The organism is Verticiella sediminum, from assembly GCF_007558815.1.
GTDB lineage: Bacteria > Pseudomonadota > Gammaproteobacteria > Burkholderiales > Burkholderiaceae_B > Verticiella > Verticiella sediminum.
Genome location: NZ_VLTJ01000030.1, coordinates 1 through 25,047, shown reverse-complemented (window position 1 = coordinate 25,047; position 25,047 = coordinate 1). Strand labels below are relative to the sequence as shown.

General features: G+C 69.3%; 20 protein-coding genes. 9 read left to right on the top strand and 11 right to left on the bottom strand.

From position 1 onward, the window contains the following. Positions 1-58: 58 nt before the first annotated feature. The gene (locus FOZ76_RS17200; RefSeq protein WP_143949523.1) at positions 59-625 is read right to left on the bottom strand and encodes an RIO2 family protein; all 567 of its coding nucleotides are present in this window, start codon (positions 623-625) and stop codon (positions 59-61) included. A gap of 273 nt (positions 626-898) precedes the next feature. Between FOZ76_RS17200 and FOZ76_RS17195 the strand changes: the two genes are divergently transcribed. The 5 genes from FOZ76_RS17195 to FOZ76_RS17175 all read left to right on the top strand — a co-directional run bounded on the left by FOZ76_RS17195 (position 899) and on the right by FOZ76_RS17175 (position 6,038). Further along, the gene (locus FOZ76_RS17195) at positions 899-1,687 is read left to right on the top strand and encodes a GntR family transcriptional regulator (protein ID WP_170235506.1); all 789 of its coding nucleotides are present in this window, start codon (positions 899-901) and stop codon (positions 1,685-1,687) included. After that, a complete protein-coding gene (locus tag FOZ76_RS17190; RefSeq protein WP_143949521.1) occupies positions 1,688-2,428 on the top strand; it encodes an enoyl-CoA hydratase/isomerase family protein in 741 nt (246 codons plus the stop codon). A gap of 48 nt (positions 2,429-2,476) precedes the next feature. Next, positions 2,477-3,685 carry an acyl-CoA dehydrogenase family protein gene (locus FOZ76_RS17185; RefSeq protein ID WP_143949520.1) on the top strand — a complete coding sequence of 403 codons (1,209 nt, stop codon included), beginning with the start codon at positions 2,477-2,479 and terminating at the stop codon, positions 3,683-3,685. A 105-nt stretch (positions 3,686-3,790) separates the two neighbouring features. Continuing rightward, positions 3,791-4,906, top strand: coding sequence for an acyl-CoA dehydrogenase family protein (locus FOZ76_RS17180; protein WP_143949519.1), 1,116 nt, complete (start codon positions 3,791-3,793; stop codon positions 4,904-4,906). 154 nt (positions 4,907-5,060) lie between these two features. Then, positions 5,061-6,038: a Bug family tripartite tricarboxylate transporter substrate binding protein gene (locus FOZ76_RS17175; protein WP_143949518.1), complete on the top strand. Its 978-nt coding sequence runs from the start codon at positions 5,061-5,063 to the stop codon at positions 6,036-6,038. A gap of 104 nt (positions 6,039-6,142) precedes the next feature. On the opposite strand, the gene FOZ76_RS17170 is transcribed toward FOZ76_RS17175, so the two are convergent. Beyond that, complete coding sequence (locus FOZ76_RS17170) at positions 6,143-8,332, bottom strand: TonB-dependent receptor (RefSeq protein ID WP_143949517.1); 2,190 nt, start codon at positions 8,330-8,332, stop codon at positions 6,143-6,145. 96 nt (positions 8,333-8,428) lie between these two features. Further along, positions 8,429-9,670 carry a TetR/AcrR family transcriptional regulator gene (locus FOZ76_RS17165; RefSeq protein ID WP_143949516.1) on the bottom strand — a complete coding sequence of 414 codons (1,242 nt, stop codon included), beginning with the start codon at positions 9,668-9,670 and terminating at the stop codon, positions 8,429-8,431. Between the two features lie 183 nt (positions 9,671-9,853). Between FOZ76_RS17165 and FOZ76_RS17160 the strand changes: the two genes are divergently transcribed. The 4 genes from FOZ76_RS17160 (at position 9,854) to FOZ76_RS17145 (ending at position 15,473) form a co-directional block, all read left to right on the top strand. Beyond that, entirely contained in the window at positions 9,854-10,621 is a 768-nt protein-coding gene (locus FOZ76_RS17160; RefSeq protein WP_143949515.1) for an SDR family NAD(P)-dependent oxidoreductase, read from the top strand. Positions 10,622-10,758: 137 nt separating this feature from the next. Then, positions 10,759-11,940, top strand: a complete 1,182-nt coding sequence (locus FOZ76_RS17155; RefSeq protein WP_143949514.1) for an acyl-CoA dehydrogenase family protein — start codon at positions 10,759-10,761, stop codon at positions 11,938-11,940. Positions 11,941-11,954: 14 nt separating this feature from the next. Beyond that, positions 11,955-13,091, top strand: coding sequence for an acyl-CoA dehydrogenase family protein (locus FOZ76_RS17150; RefSeq protein WP_143949513.1), 1,137 nt, complete (start codon positions 11,955-11,957; stop codon positions 13,089-13,091). A 306-nt stretch (positions 13,092-13,397) separates the two neighbouring features. After that, on the top strand, positions 13,398-15,473 hold the full coding sequence (locus FOZ76_RS17145; RefSeq protein ID WP_143949564.1) for a copper-transporting P-type ATPase: 2,076 nt from the start codon (positions 13,398-13,400) through the stop codon (positions 15,471-15,473). A 44-nt stretch (positions 15,474-15,517) separates the two neighbouring features. Here FOZ76_RS17145 and FOZ76_RS17140 read toward each other — a convergent pair whose 3' ends face one another. From FOZ76_RS17140 to FOZ76_RS17105, 8 genes are all read right to left on the bottom strand, one after another. Then, the gene (locus tag FOZ76_RS17140; RefSeq protein ID WP_143949512.1) at positions 15,518-17,275 is read right to left on the bottom strand and encodes a long-chain-fatty-acid--CoA ligase; all 1,758 of its coding nucleotides are present in this window, start codon (positions 17,273-17,275) and stop codon (positions 15,518-15,520) included. 18 nt (positions 17,276-17,293) lie between these two features. Further along, the gene (locus FOZ76_RS17135) at positions 17,294-18,601 is read right to left on the bottom strand and encodes an MFS transporter (protein ID WP_143949511.1); all 1,308 of its coding nucleotides are present in this window, start codon (positions 18,599-18,601) and stop codon (positions 17,294-17,296) included. Continuing rightward, positions 18,598-19,248 (bottom strand): alpha/beta fold hydrolase, encoded by a 651-nt coding sequence (locus tag FOZ76_RS17130; protein WP_143949510.1) that lies wholly within the window; start codon positions 19,246-19,248, stop codon positions 18,598-18,600. Before FOZ76_RS17130 ends, FOZ76_RS17135 begins: the two co-directional genes overlap by 4 nt. Continuing rightward, a complete protein-coding gene (locus tag FOZ76_RS17125) occupies positions 19,245-20,210 on the bottom strand; it encodes an alpha/beta fold hydrolase (protein WP_143949509.1) in 966 nt (321 codons plus the stop codon). Before FOZ76_RS17125 ends, FOZ76_RS17130 begins: the two co-directional genes overlap by 4 nt. Beyond that, positions 20,207-21,247 carry an ABC transporter ATP-binding protein gene (locus FOZ76_RS17120; RefSeq protein WP_143949508.1) on the bottom strand — a complete coding sequence of 347 codons (1,041 nt, stop codon included), beginning with the start codon at positions 21,245-21,247 and terminating at the stop codon, positions 20,207-20,209. Before FOZ76_RS17120 ends, FOZ76_RS17125 begins: the two co-directional genes overlap by 4 nt. After that, a complete protein-coding gene (locus FOZ76_RS17115) occupies positions 21,240-22,292 on the bottom strand; it encodes an ABC transporter ATP-binding protein (protein WP_143949507.1) in 1,053 nt (350 codons plus the stop codon). The genes FOZ76_RS17120 and FOZ76_RS17115 overlap by 8 nt, the downstream gene beginning before the upstream one ends. 1 nt (position 22,293) lies before the next feature. After that, positions 22,294-24,000 carry an ABC transporter substrate-binding protein gene (locus FOZ76_RS17110; protein WP_246129589.1) on the bottom strand — a complete coding sequence of 569 codons (1,707 nt, stop codon included), beginning with the start codon at positions 23,998-24,000 and terminating at the stop codon, positions 22,294-22,296. A gap of 7 nt (positions 24,001-24,007) precedes the next feature. Further along, positions 24,008-25,047: ABC transporter substrate-binding protein (locus FOZ76_RS17105; protein WP_143949505.1), on the bottom strand; the 1,040-nt coding region annotated here is incomplete at its 5' end.

Sequence of the window (25,047 nt, the reverse complement as noted above, 5' to 3'; positions counted from 1 at the left end):
CGCGGCATGGCCCGCCGTCAGGACGCGCCCGCGGCCGGGGCGCGTCCGTCTGCCTGCGTCACAGTCGATGGAACCAGTGCCTGTGCCGGTGAAAGGCAGCGCGCCATCGGTGCTGTCGGCGCAGCGTTGTCTGCTCCTGCGGCGTCAGAAGATGCGGCGCATGCGCTTCGATCAGGCGCAGCAGGTTGAAGCGCGCCACCCGGCAGGAGATCCGCCAGATGGGTCCGAAGCGCCAGCGGCGCAGCGTGCAACGCTCGAAATCGACCACGCTGACCGTTCCGTCTGGACGAACAATGATGTCGCGCGCGGGCAGGGAGTGGCGGGCGACGCCGCAATAGAGCATGTCTTCCACCAGCACGCGCAGCCGCAGGAACACCGCGTCGGGTACGGCCTGGGCCACGTCCAGCGACGTACCGGGCAGGCGCGCCGTCGTGATGCGGCGCCCCGTCGGTGCATAGGACAGCAGCACCGGTATGCCGTCCACGCCCCTGAGGCGTCGCAGGGCTTCGAGTTCGTGATGGAATCTGCTCGACTTGTGCGCGCCTTGTGAAAACACCTTGACGACCCGGTCAGGCGTGATCTCCACCCGATTCCTTTTGACGGCATCCGTACAGGACTTCGACACGATGCTCCTCCCAACGATCGGCGTCGCGCTGGCGTTCCGGGCACTGGGCGCCGTGACCCGCGCTGGGCCGATGCGCGGCGAACCGCAGCGCCGCGCGTCGTTCAACATCGTTTCAGGGTACATCCGCAGCCGAGCCGGCACCTAGCAGGGCCACTCGATCGGCGGCGGGCGTGTTGCGGAGCCGCGTCACATGCAGCGCCGTCCCGGGGCTATGGAAAACCCCGATGCATCTCGCCGATTGGGTTAGCTATCATGACATCATCAGGAGCTATTATGACAGGTGTAAAAGAGGCCATGCCGTTGGAAGGCGAGGCCACGACGACCGAGGCAACCCAGCCCCGTTTCGCCCAGGTGCGCGACGCGGTGCGGGCCGACATCCTGGCCGGCGTGCTGCCGGCCGGCGGCCGTCTGCCGTCCGAGGCGCAGTTGTGCCGCCAATACGGCGTGAGCCGCATCACCGTGCGCCAGGCGCTGGCCGAGCTGCAGGCCAGCGGGCTGGTACACACGGTCAACGGCCGGGGTTCGTTCGTGAGCCAGCCGCGCGCGCCGGGCGGCCAGGGGCCGCTGGTCGGCGTGCTGGAAGCCATGCGCAAGCGCGGCTGGAAGGCGCACGGCCGGCTGCTGTCGCACAGTGTGCAGAAGGCGGACGCCGAGGTGGCGCTGGCCCTCAACCTGCCGCCGCGCACACCCGTCGGCGCGGTGACGGTGGCCCGCTATTGCGACGATGTCCCGTTCGCCGTGGGCACGACCTACCTCGCGCCCGAACTGGCCGAGCGGCTGGCCGCGCAGGATCTGGAGCACAACGACGTCACCGACGTACTGCATCGCCTGCTCGGTCTGCGCACGGCGCGCACGCGCGTCACCGTGCAGGCGGTGGCCGCGCAGGGCATGGTTGCGCGACGCCTGCGCAAGCCCGCCGGCGCGCCGCTGCTGCGCGTCCTGACCACCGGGCTGGACTACGAAGGGCAGCCCGCCACCTATAGCGAGACCTACGGCACGCCCGAGCTGCTGGAGTACCGCGTCACCTTGCACAACGACACCTCATCGGCCAGGGAGGGCTGAATGCCAACCGTCATCTGCGAACGTCACGAAGGCTGGGCCGAGGTGGTGCTGAACCGCCCGGACCGGCGCAACGCCATCGACGGCCACCTGGCGAGGGATCTCGGCCAGGCGCTGCGCGAGCTGCAGGGCGAACGCGAGATCCGTGCGATCGTGCTGCGCGGCGCGGGCGACGCTTTCTGCTCGGGGCTGGACCTGAAGGCCTTCTCGGCCACGCCCGAGCCGGAGTGGAAAGCCACGTTCGCCCGGGATTGGGACGAGGTGCACCGGCTGCTGCTCGCCTGCCCGCAGGTGCTGATCGTCGCGCTCGAGCGCTACGCCATCAACGGCGCGGCCGCGCTCGCCATCGCGGGCGATTTCCTGATCGTGGGCGAGCAGGCCTTCCTGCAGGTGGGCGAGATCCAGATCGGCATGGCCGCGCCGCGCAATTTCGCCTGGCTGGCCCTGCGGCATTCCGAAGCCGTGGCCGCCCGCATCGCGCTGCTGGGCGACCGCGTCCCGGCACAGGAACTCTATCGGCTGGGCGTGGCGACCGAAGTGGTCGGCGACGACGCGGTCGTCACGCGTGCGTGCGGGCTGGCCGCGCGTATCGGCGCCTACCCGGCCGCGGCCGTGGCGGCCTGCAAGCTGGGCCTGCGCGCCGCCACCGCGCGCATGCCGGCCGGCGATTGGCTGCAGGCGTGCGCCGCGGCGTTGCCCGCCGGAGCGAATGCCGGTACGCAGGGGCCGCCGGCGCGGGCCTGAGCGCAGGAACACTTCGGCGGCCGCGGCCGCCGCAACCAGGAGACGACGATGTCCATGAGGGATGCCCAGGATCCGGGCAGCTTCCGGGCCGAGGTGCGCGCGTTCATAAGCGAAGCCCTTGCCGAGACCACGCGCGAGAAAGTCCGTCTGGGTCTGGAGCCGACGCGCGCCGAGATCCAGGACTGGCAGCAGCGGCTGGCCGAGCGCGGCTGGCTGGTGCCGCATTGGCCCGAGGAATGGCGCGGCTGCGGCTGGAGTCCGGCGCAGCGCGCCGTCTTCCAGGAGGAGATGGTCGCCAACCACGCGCCCGAGACGGGCGGCATCACGTTCGAGATGCTCGGCCCGATCCTGATCCGCTATGGCGACGAGGCGCAGAAGCGCTTCTTTCTGCCGCGCATCCTGAACCTGGAGGACTGGTGGTGCCAGGGCTATTCCGAGCCCAACGCCGGCTCCGACCTGGCTTCGCTCAAGACCAGCGCGGTGCGCGAGACGCGCGACGGCCGCGAGGTGTACGTCGTCAACGGCAGCAAGATCTGGACGTCCTACGCGCAGTACGCCAACTGGATCTTCTGCCTGGTGCGCACCGACGCGCAGGCCAAGGCCCAGGAGGGCATCAGCTTCCTGCTCATCGACATGGCCACCCCGGGCGTGAGCCTGCGCCCGATCATCGGCATCCACGGCTGGCACTTGTTCAATCAAGTCTTTCTCGACGACGTCGCGGTGCCGGTGGAGAACCGCGTCGGCGCTGAGAACGGCGGCTGGACCATCGCCAAGTCGCTGCTGGAGTTCGAGCGCCTGAACCTTGCGCGGGTAGCGGAGAACCGGCGCCGCCTCGCCAAGGTGCGCGCCATCGGCGAGACAGTGCGCGAAGCGGGCCAGCCGCTGTGCCAGCGGCCATGGTTCCGCCAGCGCTACGCGGCGCTGGACGTGCGGCTGGAAGCGCTGGCCGCCACCGTCATGCGCTTTCGCCTGCGCGCCGAGGCCGGCCACCGCCTCGGGCCGGAGACCGGCATGCTCAAGCTCACCGGGAGCACGCTGATCCAGGACATCGAGAACCTGGCGGTCGACGCCCTGGGCCCGGACACGCTGGCCTACGACCGCGCGGCCCACTTCGAGCCGCCGGCTCCCGTGGCGGGGCGCAGCGAATACGCGCCGGCCGCCTCGGCGCGCCGCTTCGTGACGCGCGGCTACACGATCGCGGGCGGCTCCAGCGAGATCCAGCACGAGGTGCTGGCCAAACAGGTGCTCGGGCTCTGACGAGCATCGGCGAGGAGACGGAAATGAAACGACCCCCACGCTCACTACGTTCGCTGCCCCCCGAGGGGGCCTCAGCCTCCTTCGGGCGGCCGGGCGGAGGCTGACATGGACATGAACGACGACGAACGCGGCATGCTCGCCGAGAGCGCCGCGCGCTACCTGGACAACGAATACGGCTTCGAGGCGCGCATGCGTGCGCTCGCCGCCCCGGGCGAGGGCCTGGCGCAGCGTTGGGCCGCCTGGGCGGGCATGGGCTGGCTCGGGGTGGGCCTGCCCGAGGCGGTCGGCGGGCTGGGCGGTGCGCGCGAACAGCTCGTGCTGGCCGAGGCCTTCGGACGCGCGCTGTGCGTGGAGCCCTGGCTGGCGAACTGCGGCCTTGCCGCGCCTTTGCTGCAGGCGCTCGGCGGTGCGCAGAGCGAAGGCCTGCTGGCCGCGCTGGCGGCGGGCGAGACGCGCTACGCGGTGGCGGCCTGGGAACGCGCAGGCCGGTACGACGCACGCTACATCGAGACACAGGCCCGGCCGGACGGCGAGGGCTGGCGGCTGGACGGCCGCAAGACGCTGGTGCTGGGCGCCGGCGCAGCGGACATCGTGCTGGTCGCAGCGCGCACCGCGGGCGCCAGCGACGCGACCGACGGCATCGCCGTCTTCGCGATGCCGCGCGAGCAGCCCGGGTTGGCCTGCATGGCCCTGCCCACGTACGACGGGCGAGACACCGCCGATCTCGTGCTCGCCGACGTGCGCCTGCCGCGCGAGGCGCTGCTGGGCACGCAGGACAATGGCGCCGCCGCCCTGGCAAGGGCCGTGGACCATGCCACCGTGATGCTGTGCGGCGAGGCCGTGGGCGCGATGGCGCTGGCCTACGAGGCCACACTGGCCTACGCCAGGGAGCGCCGGCAGTTCGGCCGTGCGCTCACGGCCAACCAGGTCGTGCGCCATCGGCTGGTCGACATGTACGTGGCCCTGGAGCAGAGCCGCGCCATCACCGAGGCCGCCGCGGCGCGGCTCGACGATGTCCCGGCCGAGCGCGCGCGTGCCGTATCGCTCGCCAAGGCCTTCATCTCACCGGCAGGCCGCCGCATCGGCGAGGAGGCCGTGCAGTTGCACGGGGCCATCGGCATGACGGACGAGTACGTGGTCGGTCACGCCTACAAGCGCCTGGCGGCCACCGCGAACCTGTTCGGCGACGAGGCCTGGCACCTGGAGCGCCTGGCGGCCTGAACCCGCGGGCCGCGGTACCCCGCGTGCGCTGGCTGAGGATCGACATGCAAGCCGGGGCCGTCCAGCAAGGTCCGGCAAGCATATCCGATGGGGCGGCGGAACCTCCGCCCCGACATGTACAGGCCGCATGAGACGGCTACAAGGAGGGGGACAAATGCAACGTCGACATCTCGCCTGGCTGCTGGCCACGGCGTGCATCGCAGGCACGGCGCCGGCCGCCGGCGCCGCCGAATATCCGGCGCGGCCGATCCGCATGGTGGTGCCGTCCGGGCCGGGCACGATCACCGATCAGACCGCGCGCGTCGTGGCGGAGGGGCTCACGCAGACGCTCGGCCAATCGGTCGTCATCGAGAACCGGCCAGGCGCCAACGGCATCGTCGCCTCGGAGACGGTGGCACGGGCCGAGCCCGACGGCTACACCCTGCTCTTCACCTACGCGGCGACGCACGCCATCAATCCGTGGCTCATCAAGTCGCTGTCGTACGACCCGGTCCAGGACTTCACGCCGATCGCCATGCCCAGCGGCGGGGGCGGCAACGTGCTGCTGGTCAACGCCGAAGTGCCCATCCGCGATCTGCAGGGGTTCATCGACTACGTCAAGCAGAGCCAGGAGCCGCCGAGCTACTGCTCCTGGGGCGTGGGCTCGGGCGGCCACCTGACCATGGCCTTCCTGGAGGCCAAGGCCGATCTGGAGTTGCGCCACATTCCCTACAAGACCGCCACGCAGTGCGCCAACGACATCGCGGCCGGCCACGTGCCCTTCGGCTTCACCGACACGGTCTCGCCGCAGGGCCACATCAAGGCCGGCAAGGCGCGCCCGATCGCCGTGAGCGGGCCGGTGCGCATCGACGCGGTGCCGAATGTGCCCACCATGAAGGAGCAGGGCATTCCGTTCGAGCAGGCATCGTGGCTGGGCATCTTCGGCCCCAAGGGCCTGGACCCGGCGATCGTCGCGCGCCTGAACGACAGTGTGAACGCGATCATCACATCGCCCGAGCAGCGGGAGCGCTTCATCGCCATGAACCTGCGCCCGGGCGAGCGCACGACGCCGGAAGAATTCGCAGACCGGCTGAAGACGGACATCGCGGCCTGGGGCAAGATCGTCGACACCGCGGGGCTCGAGCCGGAGTGAGCGGCGGCCCGCGACGCCATGGCCGGAGGCGGGGCGTCGCGCCGTGCCGTCGCCGCGCAGGCGCGGGGCCGTCGCACCCCGGCCGCGCTCGGGTGGCCGCCGCGTCAGAAGGCGTAGGCGGCGGCCAGCCCCACGCTCCAGTTGCGCCCGGGCGCCGATTCGAAGTAGCGGCCGTTGCCGTCGTTGACGATCACCGAGCCTGCGTACTTGCGGTCGAACAGGTTGTCCAGGCGGGCGAAGGCGTCCACCCGCCACGGGCCGGTCAGCCAGCGGTAGCCGGCTCCCGCGCCCATGACGACATAGGAGGGTGCGCTGTCGGTATTGGCGTCGTCGACGGGGATGTTACCGAGGAAGCGGGCGTCGATGCCGGCGCGCCAGCCGTCCGGCGGCGCCCAGTCCAGCGCGGCGTAGGCGGCGTGGCGGGCGATGCCGGGAATGCGGTTGCCGGCCGCGATCGCCAGCGTCGAGCAGCCGTCGGGCGCGCAGACGTCCTCGCGATAGCGCGCGTTCAGATAGGTATAAGCCACCTGGGCGCGCGCGTGCTGCGCGAAGCGGCCTTCCCAGCTCAGCTCCACGCCGTCACGTCGGGTGCGTCCGGCGTTGCGGTAGCTCGAGCGCCCGCCGCTGCTCACGGCGGTGACGATCTCGTCGTCGGTGCGGGTCTGGAACACCGCGGCGGCCAGCGTGCCGCCGGCGACCTCGGCTTTGGCGCCCAGTTCGACGCTGGTGTTGGTCGACGGCTGCAGCGCGAAGTTCAGGCCGGCGCCGCCGTCGGGGCGGTACGAGATCTCGTTGAGGGTGGGGGTCTCGAAACCGCGGCCGAAGGCGGCGTAGAGGTTCACGCGCTCGGTCGGCGCATAGCGCAGCGCGGCCACCGGCAGCAGCTTGCGATAGCGCGCGTCGCCGCTGTCGTCGCCGTTCACCCCGGCGATGTAGTGGTCGTTCGAGTCGAAGCGCACGGTGGAATAGCGCAGCCCGCCGTCCAGCGTCCAGCGCGGGCTGATGGCCAGGCTGGCTTGTACATACGGGTCCAGGTTGCGCACGCGATTGGTCTCGTCGCGACGCAGCGCGCCCCGCTCGCCGAACACCGGCCCGCCGTCAGTGTCCACGTAGTTCAGATAGCCCTTGCGGTCTTCTTTCATCTGATCGTAGGCCACGCCGCCGATCACCGTGAGCGGCATGGCGCCCACGCGCGTGTCGTGGGTCCAGCGCAGGTCCACGCCGGCGTATTCCCGTTCTAGGTCGATGACGCCGCCCGCGTGCAGCGGGCTCTGCTGCGGCGCGGCCGGGATCGACAGGTATTGCACGGTGGCCCGGCGTCCGGCGTAGACCATGGCCGCGACCTGGTTGCTGGCGTCGATGCGGCGCTCGTAGCGCACGCCGCCCTGGGTCTGGCGCACTGTCTTGCGCGTGTCGTATTGCTCGGCCAGCGGCGCCTGGCGCGGGTCGTTCTCGTACTGCTCGCGGGTCAGCCCGAGCGGGTCGTCGGCGCGGATGTCCACGTGATTGGCGATCACCGTGAGCCTGCTGTCGTCGTCCAGTTGCAGGCCGAGCTTGGCATTGGCGATGTTGCGCCGCGCGCCGCTGTGCTCGCGCCAACCGTCGGTGGTCATCCGGTTCACGCCGACGGCGTAGTCCAGTCCGCCCACGCCGGTCTCGTTGGCGCCGTTGGCCGTGAGCCCGTAGCGCCAGGTGCCGTGGCTGCCGGCCGCGACGCTGGCGCCAACGGTGGGGGGGCGCTCGCCGTCGCGCGTGAAGATCTGCATCACGCCGCCGGAGGAGTTGCCGTACAGCGCCGAGAACGGGCCGCGCAGGAGTTCGACGCGATCGATGGTCGAGAGGTCGATGTTGGAGGTCTGCCCCTGGCCGTCGGGCATGGTGGCGGGGATGCCGTCGACGTACAGGCGCAGGCCGCGCACGCCGAAGCTCGAGCGCGCGCCGAAGCCGCGCATGGAGATCTGCAGATCCTGCGCGTAGTTCTGCCGGTTCTGCACCTGTACGCCGGGCAGGCCGCTCAGGCCTTCGGAAAGATCGACCTGCGGACGCAGGCTGCGCATCTCGCTGCCTTCGACGATGTTCACCGAGGCCGGCGTGTCGAGCAGGTCGGTGCGGGTGCGTGTGCTGGTGACGATCACGGGCGCGAGCGTGCCGACATAGGGCGCGGCGGCTGGCGCCGTCTGCGCCTGGGCCAGGCCGGCGCCGGGCAGCGCGGCCAGGCTGGCGCCCAGGGGCGTGAGGACGATGCGGGACAGGAGGCGCGGGCGGGCCGCGGCGCGGACGGGCGGGAAGATCATGGGTGCAATCCGAGGGAACCGAGGGTCAAGTGTACCGATGCCTGCCGCCCCGCTCCGGCAGGCACCGGATTCACCTGCGGTGGATCGCGCCCGGTGTCAGGGGGAGGCGGGTGCCGTGATGCCCAGCAGCAGGGGGCGTACCACCAGTTCGCCTACGTTGTCCGGCTCGGCGCTGCGCACCCAATCGCGCAGTTCCGACGCATGGTTGATCGCGGCGGTCGCCACCTGAGCCGCGAGCAGGGCGTCGGTCGGGCGGATCGAGCCGTCCATCATGCCGTCGACGATCAGGCCGGCCACGCGCTGCGTCACCCGGCGCACGTTGGCGGTCACGTCCGCCCGCTGCTTGGGGTCGGAGAGCGCGGAGGTCGCCGCAAGGCGCAGCATGGGCCCGGCGGGCGAGAGCTGGAAGCGGGCGAGCGTGAGCAGCGCGAAGGCGGTGCGCGCCCAGCCGTCGGCGGTGTCGATGTCGTGGGCCTGCGCCACTACGCCGCGGATCACGCTGAACGTGCGCGCAAAACAGCGCAGCACCACGTCTTCCTTGTTGTCGTTGTGATGGTAGAACGCGCCCTTGGTAACGTTCAGGCGCGCCGAGATCTTGTCCACCGACGCACCGCGGTAACCCTGTTCGTTGACCAGCTCCGAGGCCGCGCGCAGGAAAGCCTCGGCCATGGGGTCGCTGGTGTCGACCAGCGAGCTGCCGGTCGGATCGTAGGGAAAGTCCGGCAGCGCCTGGCCGTGGGCGGCGACACCGTGCAGCACGATGTCGGTCATGCGTTCGGCCAGGCGGTCGTACTCGTCGACGTCGAACTGGTCGGCCCAGTTGCGCATCCAGTGCGTGATCGACAGCACGTAGTGGGTGCGCGCGTTGAGCTGGATGCGCGGCAGCGCCGGCGCGTCCGGCGCGTCGAGCAGGGCGCGCATGCGCTTGAAGAGCGCGGTGTAGGCGGCCGAGACTTCCTCGAAGTAAGGGTCCGGCAGCGCGCGCAGGTCGTTGAGTTGCACCAGCGCCGGGGCCTGCCCGCGCGCGGTCTGGGCCATGCGGTCGGCGTGCAGCCGGAAGAAGGCGCGGACCCGGGAGCCGAGGTCGGGCTCGCTGGCCGCGGCCAGCGCAGCGGCATCCAGCGTCTCGATGGTGCGCAGAAAGCAGGCGGCGGCGAGCTGCTCCTTGCGCCGGTAATAATAGGTGACGCTGGTCGTGATGAGGCCCACGCTCGCGGCGATGCCGGACAGGGTGGCGCCCTTGACGCCCAGGGCGTTGAACAGATGGGCGGCGGCGTCCAGCACCGCTTCGCGCTTGGCCTGAAAGCGTGGACTGGGCGTGCGCGTGGTCTGGGTCATGTCGGGTTGGTCTGGTGGCGGCGGGCGGCCGGACTGGGCTTGCCGTCGGCTCTTAATTTAAAATAAGCGGTATGTTATAAATCCATCATATCAAAGATAAAACCGGCGGTTGGCGAGAATTTCGAACATATGGTGCGTTCGTTGTGCCGTTGCCGCCATGGACAGCCCCGAGGAGATATCCCCATGTCGTCTTTGTTCTCTCTGGATGGAAAAGTCGCTATTGTCACCGGTTCTTCGCGGGGCATCGGCAAGGCCATCGCCGAACGCCTGGCCGAGCACGGCGCGAAGGTCGTGATCTCGTCGCGCAAGCCCGAGCCCTGCCAGGCCGTCGCCGACGCGATCAATGCGCAATACGGCGAAGGGCACGCCATCTCGGTGCCCGCCAACATCTCGTCCAAGGACGATCTGAAGCACCTGGTCGACGAGACCAACCGCCAGCTCGGCAAGGTCGACATCGTCGTCTGCAATGCCGCGTCCAACCCGTACTACGGTCCTCTGGGCGGCATCGAGGACGATCAGTTCCGCAAGATCCTCGAGAACAACGTGATCGCCAACCATTGGCTGATCAACTTCGCGGCCCCGCAGATGATCGAGCGCAAGGAAGGCTCGATCATCATCGTGTCGTCCATCGGCGGGCTGCGCGGCTCGCCCGTGATCGGCGCCTACAACATCTCCAAGGCCGCCGACTTCCAGCTCGCCCGCAACCTGGCGGTCGAGTACGGTCCGCACAACGTCCGGGTCAACTGCATCGCGCCGGGCCTGATCAAGACCGATTTCGCGCGCGCGTTGTGGGAGAACCCGGACACCCTGAAGAAGGCCACGTCCACTTCCCCGCTGCGCCGCATCGGCGAGCCCGACGAGATCGCCGGCGCCGCGGTGTTCCTGGCCTCGCGCGCCTCCGGCTTCATGACGGGCCAGGCGGTGGTCGTCGACGGCGGCGTCACGATCTGACCGCTGGAGCGGCCCCCGCCACGGGCCGCCGGGCGCCTCGTGCCTGCGCCGGCCCCCTGTTTTTTTCTTTCCGCACGCGCAGCACAGACTGCGGGCGGCGATCCGCACCGGCCCGTCGCACGGGCCTGGAGGAGACCATGAGCGATCTGCAAAGCTTTCGCCAGGAGGCCCGTGCCTGGCTGGAGACGAATTGTCCGCCCGAGATGCGCCAGCCCGTGCGCACTGAGGCGGATGTCTGCTGGGGCGGGCGCAACGCCCAGTTCTCGTGCGAGGCGCAGCGCGTCTGGCTCGAACGCATGGCCGAGCGCGGCTGGACCGTGCCGGCCTGGCCCAGGGAATACGGCGGCGGCGGCCTGAGCCCCGCCGAGGCCGCCGTCCTCAATGAAGAAATGCAGGCGCTGGGCTGCCGCCCGCCTTTGAGCAGCTTCGGCATCTGGATGCTCGGCCCGGCGCTGCTCAAGTTCGGCACGCACGAACAGAAGGCCGAGCACCTGCCGCCCATCGCGCGCGGCGAGATCCGCTGGTGCCAGGGCTATTCCGAACCCAACGCCGGCTCCGACCTGGCCTCGCTGCAGACCCGCGCCGAGGACAAGGGCGATCACTTCATCGTCAACGGCCAGAAGATCTGGACGTCGTACGCCGACAAGGCCGACTGGATCTTCTGCCTGGTGCGCACCGACCCGTCCGCCAAGAAGCACACCGGCATCAGCTTCGTGCTGTTCGACATGCGCACACCCGGGGTGTCCACGCGTCCCATCCTGCTGATCTCCGGCAAGTCGCCGTTCTGCGAGACCTTCTTCGACAACGTGCGTGTCGAGAAGCACAACGTGGTAGGCAACCTCAACGAAGGCTGGACGGTCGCCAAGTACCTGCTGCAGCACGAGCGCGAGATGATCGGGGGCGTCGGCAACCGGGGTGTGCTCGCCCCGCGCGACATCGCGCTCGAGGCCGTGGGCCGGGACGCCCAGGGCCGCCTGGACGACCCCATGCTGCGTGCCGAGATCGCCGCGTTCGAGGTCGACGAGATGGCCTTCGCCGCCACCATGCGCCGCGCGCGCGACATGGCCATCGCCCGCCAGGGCAACCCGGCCTACGCCTCGATGCTCAAGTACTACGGCTCGGAACTGAACAAGCGCCGCCATGAACTCGTCATGGCCGCCGGCGGCAGCGCCGCGCTGGAGTGGGAAGGCGAGCGCTCCAGCGACGGCGCCCGCGCCCGCGCCTGGCTGCGCACCAAGGCCAATTCCATCGAGGGCGGCACGTCCGAAGTCCAACTGAACATCATCGCCAAGCGCGTCCTCGCGCTGCCCGGCGCCTGACGCGGAAGAACACCATGGCACTGGTATTGAACCAAGAACAGACCATGCTGCAGGACAGCGCGCGCAGCTACGTGAGCGAGAACGCGCCGCCCGCCGCCCTGCGCAAGCTGCGCGACGCGCGCGACACCGACGGCATCTCGCGCCCGCTGTGGGCGGGCTTTGCCGACATGGGCTTCACCGGCCTGCTCGTGCCCGAGGCCGACGGCGGGCTCGGGCTGGGCTTCGTCGAGGCCGGCATCGTGCTGGAGGAGATCGGCCGCAACCTGACCGCCTCGCCGTTCTGGGCCACTTCGGGCGTCGCCGCCGGCACCTTGGCCCGCTGGGGCGGCGCCGACCAGCGCGAGCGTTACCTGGGCCGCATCGCCGCCGGTGAGATCACGGCCGCGTTGGCCGTCGACGAAACGGCCCGCCACCGCCCCGAGCGCATCCAGGCCAGCCTGCGTGCCGACGGCGACGGCTACGTGTTGAACGGCGCCAAGGTCTTCGTGGTCGACGGCCACATCGCCGACCTGCTGCTGGTGGCCGCGCGCCTGGAAGCGGACGCGGGCGAGGGCGACGTGGTCCTGGCCCTGGTCGAGGCCGGCACGCCGGGCGTGCGTACCGAGCGCACGATCATGCTGGACGCCCACAACGCCGCCGGCGTGAGCTTCGACAATGTCCGGCTGGAAGGCGCAGCCATCGTGGGCGGCCCTGCAGCGGGCGCCCAGGCCTGCGTCGGCGCCCTGGACATCGGCCGCGCCCTGGCCAGCGCGGAACTGCTCGGCGTGGCTGCCGAAGCCTTCGACCGCACCCTGGCCTACATCAAGGAGCGTCGCCAGTTCGACCGCATCATCGGCGAATTCCAGGCGCTGCAGCATCGTGCCGCCAACCTCTACACCGAACTGGAGCTCTCGCGCGCGATGGTCATGACGGCGCTGCAGACGCTCGACACCGACCCCGTCGACGCCGCCCAGGCGGTCTGCGCCGCCAAGGCCCACGTCGGCCGTTCGGCCGCCATGGCGGTACAGGAGGCGGTGCAGATGCACGGCGGCATGGGCATGACCGACGAGTTCGACATCGGCCTCTACATGAAGCGCGCGCAAAGCCTGCAGATGCTGCTGGGCGACCGCGGGTTCCAGTTGGAAAGGTTCGCGCGGCTGCGGGGGTTCTGAGGGGGCGGGCCGGTCGCGGCGTCGACGCCGCCGGCCGTGCCGCTGCCCGGGCCGACTGCCGTATCCGCCGGGTAAGATGCCGATGACGCTTTCGATGCATGGGCAGGCGGCGCGGGTGCGCGCGAGCACCATCCTGCTTGAAGCCAGGCCGTGTCCCAGGCGTCTTCGCCGGAAACCCGCAGGCCGAGTCAAGGAGTGCATCCCGTGAGTCCAGCCCCATCCCATTCCCTCCACCCAGGCCATGGGGAACAAGAACCTGGCACGAGCCTGCCGGCGAGCCACCCTGGCGCCATCTACACCTGCCCCATGCACCCCGAGATCCGCCAGGATCATCCGGGCAACTGCCCCAAGTGCGGCATGGCGCTGGAGCCGCTGCTGCCCGAGCTGGACGACGACAACCCCGAACTGCGCGACTTTCAGCGCCGCTTCTGGTGGAGCTTGCCCTTTTCGGTCGCGGTGCTGGTGCTGGCCATGTTCGGCCACCAGTTGCATCTCATGGACATGGGCACGCAGACCTGGGTCGAGCTGGTGTTGACTCTGCCGGTGGTGCTGTGGGCCGGTCTGCCGTTCTTCCAGCGCGGCTGGCAGTCCATCGTCAATCGCAGCCCCAACATGTGGACGCTGATCAGCCTGGGAACGGGGGCGGCGTTCCTCTACAGCGTCGTCGCCACCGTCATGCCGGGCGTGTTCCCGGATTCCTTCGTCTCGATGGGTCGCATCGGCGTGTATTACGAGGCGGCGGCGGTCATCATCTCGCTGACCTTGCTGGGCCAACTGCTCGAGCTCAGGGCGCGCTCGCAGACGTCGGCGGCGATCAAGTCGCTGCTGGGCCTCTCGCCCAAGACGGCGCGGCGGATCAACGACGACGGTGGTGAGCAGGACATCCCGATCACGCATGTCCACGTGGGTGATCGGCTGCGTGTGCGGCCCGGCGAGAAGGTGCCGGTCGACGGCGTCGTGATCGAGGGCAGCAGCTCGGTCGACGAATCGATGCTCACCGGAGAACCGGTGCCGGTCAGCAAGCGCAAAGGCGAGCGCTTGATCGGCGCAACGCTGAACACCAGCGGCGCGCTCGTCATGCGCTGCGAACGCGTCGGCTCGGACACCATGCTCTCGCAGATCGTGCAGATGGTGGCGCAGGCCCAGCGCTCCAAGGCGCCGATGCAGCGCATGGCCGACAGCGTGGCCGGCTGGTTCGTCATGGCGGTGGTCGCCATCTCGGTGGCGACCTTCTTCGGCTGGGGCTTTTTCGGCCCCGAGCCGAGTTGGGTCTTCGGCCTCATCAATGCGGTGTCGGTGCTCATCATCGCCTGCCCGTGCGCGCTGGGGCTGGCCACGCCGATGTCGATCATGGTGGCGACCGGCCGCGGCGCCACGCAGGGCGTGCTGTTCCGCGATGCGGCGGCCATCGAGAACCTGCGCCGCGTCGACACGCTGATCGTGGACAAGACCGGAACACTGACCGAAGGCCGGCCGGCCTTCGAGCGAGCGGTGCCGGCCGCGGGTTTCAGCGCCGACGAGGTGCTGCGCCTGGCCGCCAGCCTGGACCAGGGCAGCGAGCATCCGCTGGCCGACGCCATCGTGCGGCAGGCGCGGGCGCAGGCGCTGACCTTGGACAATCCGGAGGATTTCGAATCCGGTTCCGGCATCGGGGTGCGCGGGCGCGTCGCCGGCCGCGCATTGGCGCTCGGCAACACCGTGCTGATGGAACAGGCCGGCGTCACGGTCGACGAACTGGCTCCGCAGGCCGAGGCGCTGCGCGCCGAGGGGGCGAGCGTGATGTACCTCGCCGCCGATGGCCGGCTCGCGGGCCTGCTCGCGGTGTCGGACCCGATCAAGGCCAGCACGCCCGAGGCCTTGTCCGATCTGCACCAGGCGGGCCTGCGCATCGTCATGGCGACGGGCGATGGTGAAACCACGGCCAAGGCCGTCGCCGCGCGGCTGGGCATCGACGAGGTGCACGGCGAGGTCAAACCTGCCGACAAGCTGGCGCTGGTCGAGCGTCTTCAGAAGGGCGGCCGTGTGGTGGCCATGGCGGGCGACGGCATCAACGATGCGCCGGCGCTGGCCAAGGCCGATGTGGGCATCGCCATGGGCACCGGCACCGACGTGGCGATGAACAGTGCGCAGCTCACCCTGGTGAAGGGCGACCTGCGCGGCATCTCCATTGCGCGAGGCCTGTCGCAGGCCACCGTGGACAACATGAAGCAGAACCTGTGGTTCGCGCTGATCTACAACGGGCTGGGCGTACCCCTGGCCGCCGGCCTGCTGTATCCGCTCACCGGCTGGCTGCTCTCGCCGATGTTCGCCGCGCTGGCGATGAGCCTGAGTTCGGCGTCGGTGGTGGGCAATGCGCTGCGGCTGCGCAAGCGGGCGCTCTGACTATCGAACCGGCTGAGAGGTGCGCGTGTTCGTGCTCGCCTGCCTCACCCTTGTGTCTTCCCCACGTGCTCCGACACGTCCACCGCCTGCGCCACGTACTCGTCGATGCGGTCGCGCACCGCCTTCTTGTTGAACTTGCCCACGCTGGTGCGCGGGATGTCGTCGGTCAGGGTGATGAGGCGCGGCACCATCCACTTGGTGATGCGGCCGGTCTGCACGCCGTGTTCGAAGAGGAAGTCCACCACGTCGGTCGCGCCGGCGTCATGGCCGGGGCGCAGGCGCACCAGGGCGAGCGGGCGTTCGCCCCACACGGGGTCGGGGGCGCCGACGACGGTGGCTTCGAGCACGAAGTCGGCCATGGCGATGAGGTTCTCGAGCAGCACGGTGGGCACCATCTCGGCGCCGCTGCGGATGACGTCCTTGATGCGGTCGGCGATGACGATGAAGCCGTCGGCGTCCACGGTGGCGATGTCGCCGGTGTGGAACCAGCCGTCATACCAGACTTCGGCGGTCTTCTCGGGGTTGTCGTAGTACTTCTCGGTGATCCAGGGGCCGCGCATGACGATCTCGCCGATGCTCGCGCCGTCGCGCGCCACGGGCTTGCCGGCTTCGTCGACGACCTGGACTTCCAGGCCAGGCATGGGCACGCCGGTCTTGACCAGCACGCCGTCCAGGCGCTCCTTGCCCCAGTCGACCATGTGCTTCTTGACGAAGGCGTTGACGGCGGCGGGCGCGGATTCGGTCATGCCGTAGCCGGACGACACCTGGAAGCTCGGCAGCAGTTTCTCGAGCTTGGTCTTCAGGCCCAGGGGCAGGGCGCCGCCGCCCACGCCGACGCGGGTCAGGCTGGACAGGTCGTACTCGTGCAACTGGGGATATTCCAGCAGCATGGCGGCGATGGTCGGCACCACGCTCACCGAGGTCACGCGCTCGGTCTGCACCAGTTCGCAGAAGCCCTTGACGGTAAAGGAGCCGGGCAGCACGATCTTCTGCGCGGAGAACACGCAGAAGAAGGGGGCGCCCCAGCCATGCGCATGGAACAGCGGGGTGTTCAGCATGGGCACGGCGTTCTCGCCCAGGTGCTCGCGGCTGATGTGCGCCGGCGTGTTGCTCATGTTCTGCGCGGCGAGGATGTGCAGCGTCATGAGGTAGAGCTGGCGGTGCGTGAAGGTGGCGCCCTTGGGCAGGCCGGTGGTGCCGGTGGTGTAGCAGAGGGTGGCGTTGGTGTCCTCGTCCAGGTAGGCCCATTCGTGCTCGGGCGGCTGGGCGGCGAGCAGGTCTTCGTAGTGGATGAGGTTGGGGATGCGGGTGTCGGGCAGGCCGGGCTTGTCGCTCATGTAGACGACCGTGCGCACCACGTCCGACACCTTGTCCCAGATGCCTTCGAGCAGCGGCAGCACGATGTCGTCGACGAACAGGACGCGGTCTTGGGCGTGCCGGATGGTGTAGGTGATGTGCTCGGGCGAGAGCCGGATGTTGACGGCGTGCAGGGTCGCGCCGATGCCCGGTACGGCGTAATACAGTTCCAGGTGCCGGTGGGTGTTGAAGGCCAGGGTGCCGACGCGATCGCCGAGCCGGGGCGGCTGGCCGGGGCTCACCGCGAGCGGGCCGCGCAGCGCGTTGGCCAGGCGGCACACGCGTTCGTGCCACCCGGCCCAGGTGAGGCGGGTGTACTCGCCGCTCACATGGTTGCGATAGACCACGCCGATCTGTTCGGGATAGAGACTGACCGGGCGCTTCATCAAGGTGGTGACGAGCAGAGGGTAGCGCGTACTGAACTCGGGATAAGTGCGGTCTTGCATGCGGTGCTCCTGATGGGGTCAGAGCGTGCGCACGAGCCGGCGGCGGCGCGGCTCGGGTACGCTGAGGATGGCGGCGACGGCCAGGCTCTTCACGAGTATGGCGATGCAGAAAACGATGGTGAAGCCGAGAGTCTGCGCGAGCAGCCCGCCGAGAACGGGCCCGGAGGCCATCATGGCGTAGCAGGCGGTATCGGACACGGCGATGCGCATGGGCAGGTCCGAGCGCGAGCCGAATTCCAGCACCAGGTTCTGCGAGCCGACCTGAAAGCCGCCCAGCCCGGCGCCCAGCGCGCCGAAGGCGACGACGAAGCCGGGCAGGTTGCCGGCGACGAGCAGCAGTACCGTGCCGGCCGCCCACAGGCTGACGCTGACCAGAAACACGAGGCGGTTGCCGTAGCGATCCGCCATGCGGCCCCAGACCAGGTTGCTGAAGGTCTGGGCGAGCAGGAAGGCGACCGACAGCGCGCCCAGCATGGTGCCGGACAGGTCGACGTAGCGGCTCGCGTAGATGGCGTAGAACGGCACGGCGATCATGCCGAAGGCGGCCAGGGCGCGCGCGATGAAGAAGCGCGTGAACGTGGGGTCGGCGCGCAGCAGCTCGGGCAGGTCGCGCAGGCTGCCCAGCAGGCGGCGGCGCACGCGCACCTGGGGCGAGGCCGGCTCGCGCACGAAGGAGAGCGCCGTGATCCCCAGGCTGGTCAGCACGAAGGCCACGAAGAAGGTGCTGGCGTAGCCGTTGCCGAAGGCGTTCGCGCCGACCAGATACTTGCCGCCCAGCCAGGCCACGCCGGCCGCGGTCAGGCCGCCCAGGAAGTTGCGCATGCCGGTGAGCCGGCCGCGCTTGTTCACCGGGATCACCTTGGACAAGAGAAAGTGAAAACTCACGCCCTGCATGCCGCCGAAGAAGCCGAACAGGGTGAGGAAGATGCAGGCGGCCACCAGCGCCTCGCCGCCGGTGAGCCACCAGGCCGAGAGCGCCAGCGCGAGGATCTGCACGCGCATCATCCAGCCCACGAAATGCACCATGGGCATGACCCGGCGCCTGTGCTCGATCAGGGTCGCTCCCCAGATCGAGGACAGCGCCATGCCCAGGAACTGCGCCGACAATGCGAAGCCCACCGCGAGCTGCGAGCCCGACAGCAGGAACACGTAGGCCGGCACGAAGGTGGGCGCGCTGACCAGCCGAAAGCCGGTCATGCCGAGCAGGCCGTGCGCGAGGTTGGCGATGTAGTTGCGGCGCAGGTCGCGCCAGACTTGTACCCGGTACTCACGTTCCGTGAGGATGCGCTCGGGGGCGGCGGCGCCCGGCGCGACGGCGGTTCTCATGGTGCCTCGGCAGCGTACTCGTCCAGGGCGTCGGCGAGCTCGACGCGTTCGATGCCCAGCGCCATGACCGCGCTCAGCCATTCCGGCTGCTCGCGCGTGCAGATGGCGATGGGGCGCGACAGGGGGGAGTTCAGGTTGGCCAGGGTGGCGTAGTGGGCCGCGTAGCCGGGCGGACGCGCATCGGTGGCGAGATCGGCGAGGGCGTACGGGTCGGGCGGCGCCGGCTGGCCCGTATCGACGACCGGAATGTAGGGTTGTTTGGTGTTGGTGCCGCCACCGGCGAGGCCCGGGCCGTCGCGCAGGATGGCGCCATGCACCCGCTGCGGCCGCGCGCCGGACAGCAGCAACGCGACGTAGCCGCCCAGCCCGCGGCCGGCCACGGTGGCGCGGCCCAGGTGGGCGAGCGCGGCGTCGGCATCGGCCATCAGCAGCTCGCAGGTGTAGCCGCCGCCGCGCGGAATCTGCGAAGCGCCGTGGCCGGTGAAGTCGAGCGCGTGGACCGGCCCGCGCCAGCGCGCGTACTCGTCGGGCAGCCGGGCGGGCGATCGTTCGCCCAGCCCGTGCAGCAGCAGCAGGGCGAGCCCGTCGCCGGGTTTGAGCGTGTGCAGGGCCAGGCGGATACGGTTGTGTTGCAGGAACTGGGTCATGACCGCAGGAAGTCGATGGTGAGCGATGCCGCGTGCTGCGGATGTTCGATGTGCAGGAAGTGGCCGGTGTCCTGGAAGACTTCGACGCGCGTGGTGGACGGCAGCCAGGGCGCGAGCTCCTCCGCGGTGACGTCCCAGCCCATGGGCTCGCGTACCGTGCCGAACATCGCCAGCATCGGCACCGGGAAGCCGGGCAGCCGGTCGGTGATCCAGCGCGAGCGGAAAGGCCCGAAGCCGCCCATGCGCATCGAGGGGTCGATCTTCCAGCGCCAGCCGTCGGCGTCGCGGCGCGCGCCGTGGGTGGCGATGTAGCACAGCCATTCGTGCGAGAGGCGCGGGTTCATGCGGGCGCGCCGCTGTGCAAGCTCCTCGAGCGTGCCCGGACGACGCGCTGCGTGTACGGCGCGCTGGCGGTGATCCAGCCACTCGGTGATCTTCTCCGCCGTCATCGACTTGCGTTCGCGCATGGCGGATTCCGGGTGCGGGCTGCGAAACGGCAGGCCGTCGATCGCCACGAACTTGGTGAAGCGGTGCGGCAGCGCCTGGATGGTGTGCGCGAGCATGGAGCCGCCCTTGCTATGGCCGATGGCCGGGCAGGGCTCGGGCGAGACCGCGTGGGCGACGGCCAGCATGTCGCGCTCGTCGGCGACCCAGCTATAGAGGTCGGCATGGTCGGAGTCGCCATGGCCGCGCTGGTCGTAGGCGACGATGCGGTAGCCGGCGTCCGCCACCAGGGGGGCGTAGACGTCGAAGGTGCGTGCGAAGTCGAAGGCGCCGTGCACCAGCAGCACCGGCGCCGCCGCGGCATCGCCCCATTCGTGCACGGCCAGTTCGATGCCGCCGCTGTCGATGCGGTACTGGCGGTCCGGCGCGCGTGCGCCCGGATAGGCGCAGCGCGCCGCCTCGGCCGCGCGCTGCGCGGCCAGGCCGTCGGCGGCATCGCCGCGGGCGCCGGCCGTCATGCGTGCCCCTTGACGATGGCGGGATCGTGCAAATGGCAGGCCACACTGCGCAGGCCGGCCCCCAGCGGCCGCAGCGGCGGGTCCTGGGTCTTGCACACCGGCATGGCGTGCGGGCACCGCGGATGGAAGCGGCAGCCCGAGGGCGGCTTCATCACGCTGGGCACTTCGCCGGTGAGCTTGACCCGCGCGCGCGAGGCTTCCACTACCGGGTCGGCCACCGGGATCGCCGAGAGCAGCGCCTGGGTGTAGGGGTGTTTGGGGTCGTCGTAGAGGTCGTCGCGGTCGGCGATCTCGACGATGCGCCCCAGGTACATGACGGCGACCCGGTTGCTGATGTGGCGCACCACGGCCAGGTCGTGCGCGATGAAGATGTAGGTGAGCCCGAGCTGCTTTTGCAGGTCCATGAACAGATTGACCACTTGCGCCTGGATGGACACGTCCAGCGCCGAGACCGATTCGTCGCAGACGATGAGGTCGGGCTCCAGGGCGATCGCACGTGCGATGCCGATGCGCTGGCGCTGGCCGCCCGAGAACTCGTGCGGGTAGCGTTGCGCCATGGCGGGCAGCAGGCCGACGAGATCGAGCAGTTCGGCGACACGCTTGCGCCGCACCGGGGCGCCGCCGGGGTGGTTGTGGATGCGCAGGGGCTCGCTGACGATCTCCTCGACCGTCATGCGCGGGTTCAGCGAGCCGTAGGGGTCCTGGTAGACCATTTGCGCGCGGCGCCGAAAGCGCAGCGTTTCGGCGCCCGACAGGTGATTGACGTCGTGGCCTTCGAAGCGCACGCGGCCGCGCGTGATCGGGGACAGGCCCAGCACGGCGAGGCCGGTGGTGGACTTGCCGCAGCCGCTCTCGCCGACCAGGCCGAGCGTCTCGCCCTTGCGCAGCGTGAACGAGACGCCATCGACGGCCTTGATCGCGCCGACCTGGCGCTGAAAGAAACCGCCCTTGGTGACGGGAAAGTGCACGGCGAGATCGTCGACCTCCAGGATCGGCGGCGCCTGGGTGGCCGTAGCGGCGGAAGCAGTATCAGGCATGGACATCGGCGAAACAGGCTTTCAGGTGGTTCGGAGCGGCGGCTTCGAGCGGTGGACGCTCGGTCGTGCAGCGCGGCATGGCATAGCGGCAGCGGGGGGCGAAAGGGCAGCCCGCGGGCGGGTTGGCGAGATCGGGCGGCTGGCCTTCGATGGGGACCAGACGCTCGTGCGAGGCGGTGTCCAGGCGCGGCACCGAGGCCATCAGGCCCAGGGTGTAGGGATGGCGCGGGCGGGCGTACAGCTCGCGCGCGGGAGCGAGTTCGACGATGCGCCCCGCGTACATCACCGCCACCCGGTCGGCGTAGCGCGCGACCACCCCGAGATCGTGCGTGATGAGGATCAGCGAGGACTGCACCTCGCGCGTGAGTTCCTTCAGGATGTCGAGCACCTGTGCCTGGACCGTGACGTCCAGCGCGGTGGTCGGCTCGTCGGCGATGATCAGGCGCGGCCCGCAGGCCAGCGCCATGGCGATCATCACGCGCTGGCGCATGCCGCCGGAGAACTGGTGCGGGTAGTCGTGCACCCGGCGCTCGGCGTCGGGAATGCGCACTTCCTTGAACAGCTCGACCGCGCGCCCGATCGCCTTGTCCCACGACATGCCGTGGTGCAGGACCAGCGGCTCGGCGACCTGCATGCCCACCGTCATGGACGGGTTGAGCGAGGTCATCGGCTCCTGGAAGATCATGCCGATCTTGTTGCCGCGGATGCGGCGTATGCCCTTGTCGTCGAGCGCCAGCAGGTCTTCGCCCTCGAGCGTGATGCTGCCGCTCTCGATTTTGCCGGGAGGCGTCGGGATGAGCCGCAGCAGCGAGAGCGCGGTGACGCTCTTGCCCGAACCCGATTCGCCCACCAGGGCCAGGGTTTCGCCGGCAGCGAGGTCGAACGAGACGTCGTTGACCGGGGTGACCAGGCCACGTTCGGTGCGGAACCGGGTGACCAGGCCGCGCACGCTGAGCAGCGGACGGGAGGGCGCCGCGTCGGATCGCGGCGCGCCTGGCGCGTCGAGCGCGCCGACGCGCTCGTGTTCGGTAGTGGCAACGGCCATGTCAATAACCCATTGTCTTCTTGAGATCCTGGTCGATCCAGATACGTGCGTAGATCGGACCCGGTCTGATCGCGCCGGCGAACAATTCGCCGTCGTAGTTCTTCACCCACGGCCACCAGGCGCGGTAGACGTAGGGCGTAGGCAGGTACACAAAGGGGGCGTCGGCCAGGACGGTGCGCGTGAGTTCGCGCAGGATCTCGGCGCGCTTCGCGTCGTCGCGTTCGGCCATGGCCGTTTGCAGGCGCTGTTCGAACTCGGGGTTGTCATAGAGCGGGGTGTTCCACGGGTCGTCCTTGGTGTAGGAGTTGCGCAGCGCCGCGACCGGGTTGCTCAGGCCCTTTTGCATGATGTAGCCGGGCAGGTGCTTGCGCGAGTTCATGGACGAGAAAATCGCGGCGTATTCCATGGGCACGATCTCCATGGTGACGCCGATCTGCTCGTAGTAGGCCGCGAGCAGGGGCATCAGCTCCATGAAGTTGGGGTTGCAGGCGCAGACCTGGGCCTGGAACTTGAAACCCTTGGGGTAGCCGGCCTCGGCCAGCAGCTTCTTCGCGCCTTCGGGATCGTAGGTGAAGACCTGCTTGACGTCGTCGGGCATCTCCTCGAGCGGCTGGTAGATGCCGAGGTAGTCCGGATGCAGCGGGAAGGCGAGCAGCTCGGCATTGCCTTCGTACAGGGCGTCGATGATCTCCTGCTTGTTGACGGCCATGTTCATGGCGCGGCGCACGCGCACGTCGTCGAAGGGCTTGACGTCGTTGCGCAGGGCCAGCAGGTTGCCCGCGTGCATGAGGGCGCGCCGCCACTGGAGATCGGGCGCGCTCTTTTTCAGCTCCTCGACCGAGTTCCAGCGGATGTTCTCCATGATGTCCACGCGGCCGGTGCGCAGCAGCGAGAGCCGGGTGCTTTCGTCGACCACCGTGCGGTAGGTGAGGGCGTCGACGAAGGGCAGCGGGTATTCCTTGCCGTCGATGGTGGTCTTGTCCCAGTACTCGGGGTTGCGCTCGTAGGTGGCCGAGTTGCCCTGGGTGTAGGCGGTGAGCTTGAAGGGGCCGCTGCCGTTGGCGTTGCGCCAGTCGTTGATGCCCTTGTCGACCACTTCCTTGGGATAGATCTGGGTGTAGTAGCCGTAGCCGAGGAGATAGGGCCAGTCGCTGTCGTAGCGCGACATGAAGATGGTGACCTCGCGCGGGCCGCTGGCCTCGACGCGGTCCACGAAGTCATAGAAGCGCGGTATGGCGCGCGGCGACTTCAGCATCCGGTTCAGGCTGTAGGCCACGTCCTCGGCGGTGAGGTCGCGGGCTTGCATCACGCCTTCCTTGGCGGGGAACTTGACGCCCTCGCGCAGCTTGATTTCCACGCGCAGGGGGTCGTCCTTGACTTCCCAGCTCTCGGCCAGATCGCCGCGCTGGGCCTCCGGCGCCAGCCAGGCATCGGGCTCGAAGTTGAACTTGCCGCCGCGGCTCTGCGCCTGGTCCAGGTCGCCGACGATCAGCGAATCGTAGATATGGCCGGCATCTTCGTTGATCTTCCAGGCGAAGTCGGCCGGGTCCCAACTGAGCGCGCTCAGTTGGGAGTAGTAGTTGATGATTTCCAGGCGGCCGCCATGGCGAGGCGCTTCGGCTGCCTGGGCGCTGGCGACACCCAGCGCGGCGGCCAGCGCGAGCGTGCCGGCGGTGCAGAGACGTCGTACACGAAAGATGGGCGACAAGGTCATCTCAATACCCCATCTTTTTCTTCAGGTCCTGGTCGATCCAGATGCGCGAATAGACCGGGCCGGGCTTGACCGCACCGGCGAACAGTTCGCCGTCGTAGTTCTTCACCCACGGCCACCAGGCGCGGTAGATGTAGGGCGTGGGCAGGTAGACGTAGGGCGCATCGGCCAGGCCGACGCGGGTGATCTCGCGCAGGATCTCGGCGCGCTTCTCATTGTCACGCTCGTCGAAGGCGGCCTGCAGCCCCTCGTTGAACTTGGGGTTGTCATACACGGCCGCGTTCCAGGGGTCGCCCGGGGTATAGGAGTTGCGCAGCGCCGTGGTCGGATTGCTGTGGCCCTTTTGCATCATGTAGCCGGCGGCATGATTCTTTCCATTCATTGCGCCGAAGAAAGCCGCGTACTCCATGGGTACGATCTCCATGGTGACGCCGATCTGCTCGTAGTAGGCCGCGAGCAGCGGCATCAGCTCCATGTGCGTCGCATTGCACGCGCAGACCTGGGCCTGGAACTTGAAGCCCTTGGGATAGCCCGCCTCGGCCAGCAGCTTCTTGGCCTCGTCCGGGTCGTACTTGAAGACCGCCTGCACCTCCTCGGGCATGTCCTTCAGCGGCTCGTAGATACCCAGGTAGTCCGGATGCAGCGGGAAGGCCAGCAGCTCGCCGTTGCCGCCCCAGAGCGCGTCGATGATCTCCTGCTTGTTGACGGCCATGTTCAGCGCGCGGCGTACGCGTACGTCATCGAAGGGCTTGACGTCGTTGCGCAGGGCCAGCAGATAGCCCGAATGCATGAGTGCCCGGCGCCACTGAAGATCGGGCGCGCTCTTCTTGAGCTCTTCCACCGCGCTCCAGCGGACAAGCTCCATGATGTCCACGCGGCCGGTGCGCAGCAGCGAATGCTGGGTGCTCTCGTCCTTGACGGTGCGATACGTGAAGCTGTCGACGAAGGGTAGCTGGTACTCCTTGCCGTCGATGGCGGTCTTGTCCCAGTAGTCGGGGTTGCGCTCGTAGGTGGCGAAGTTGCCCTGGGTGTAGTTGGCGATCC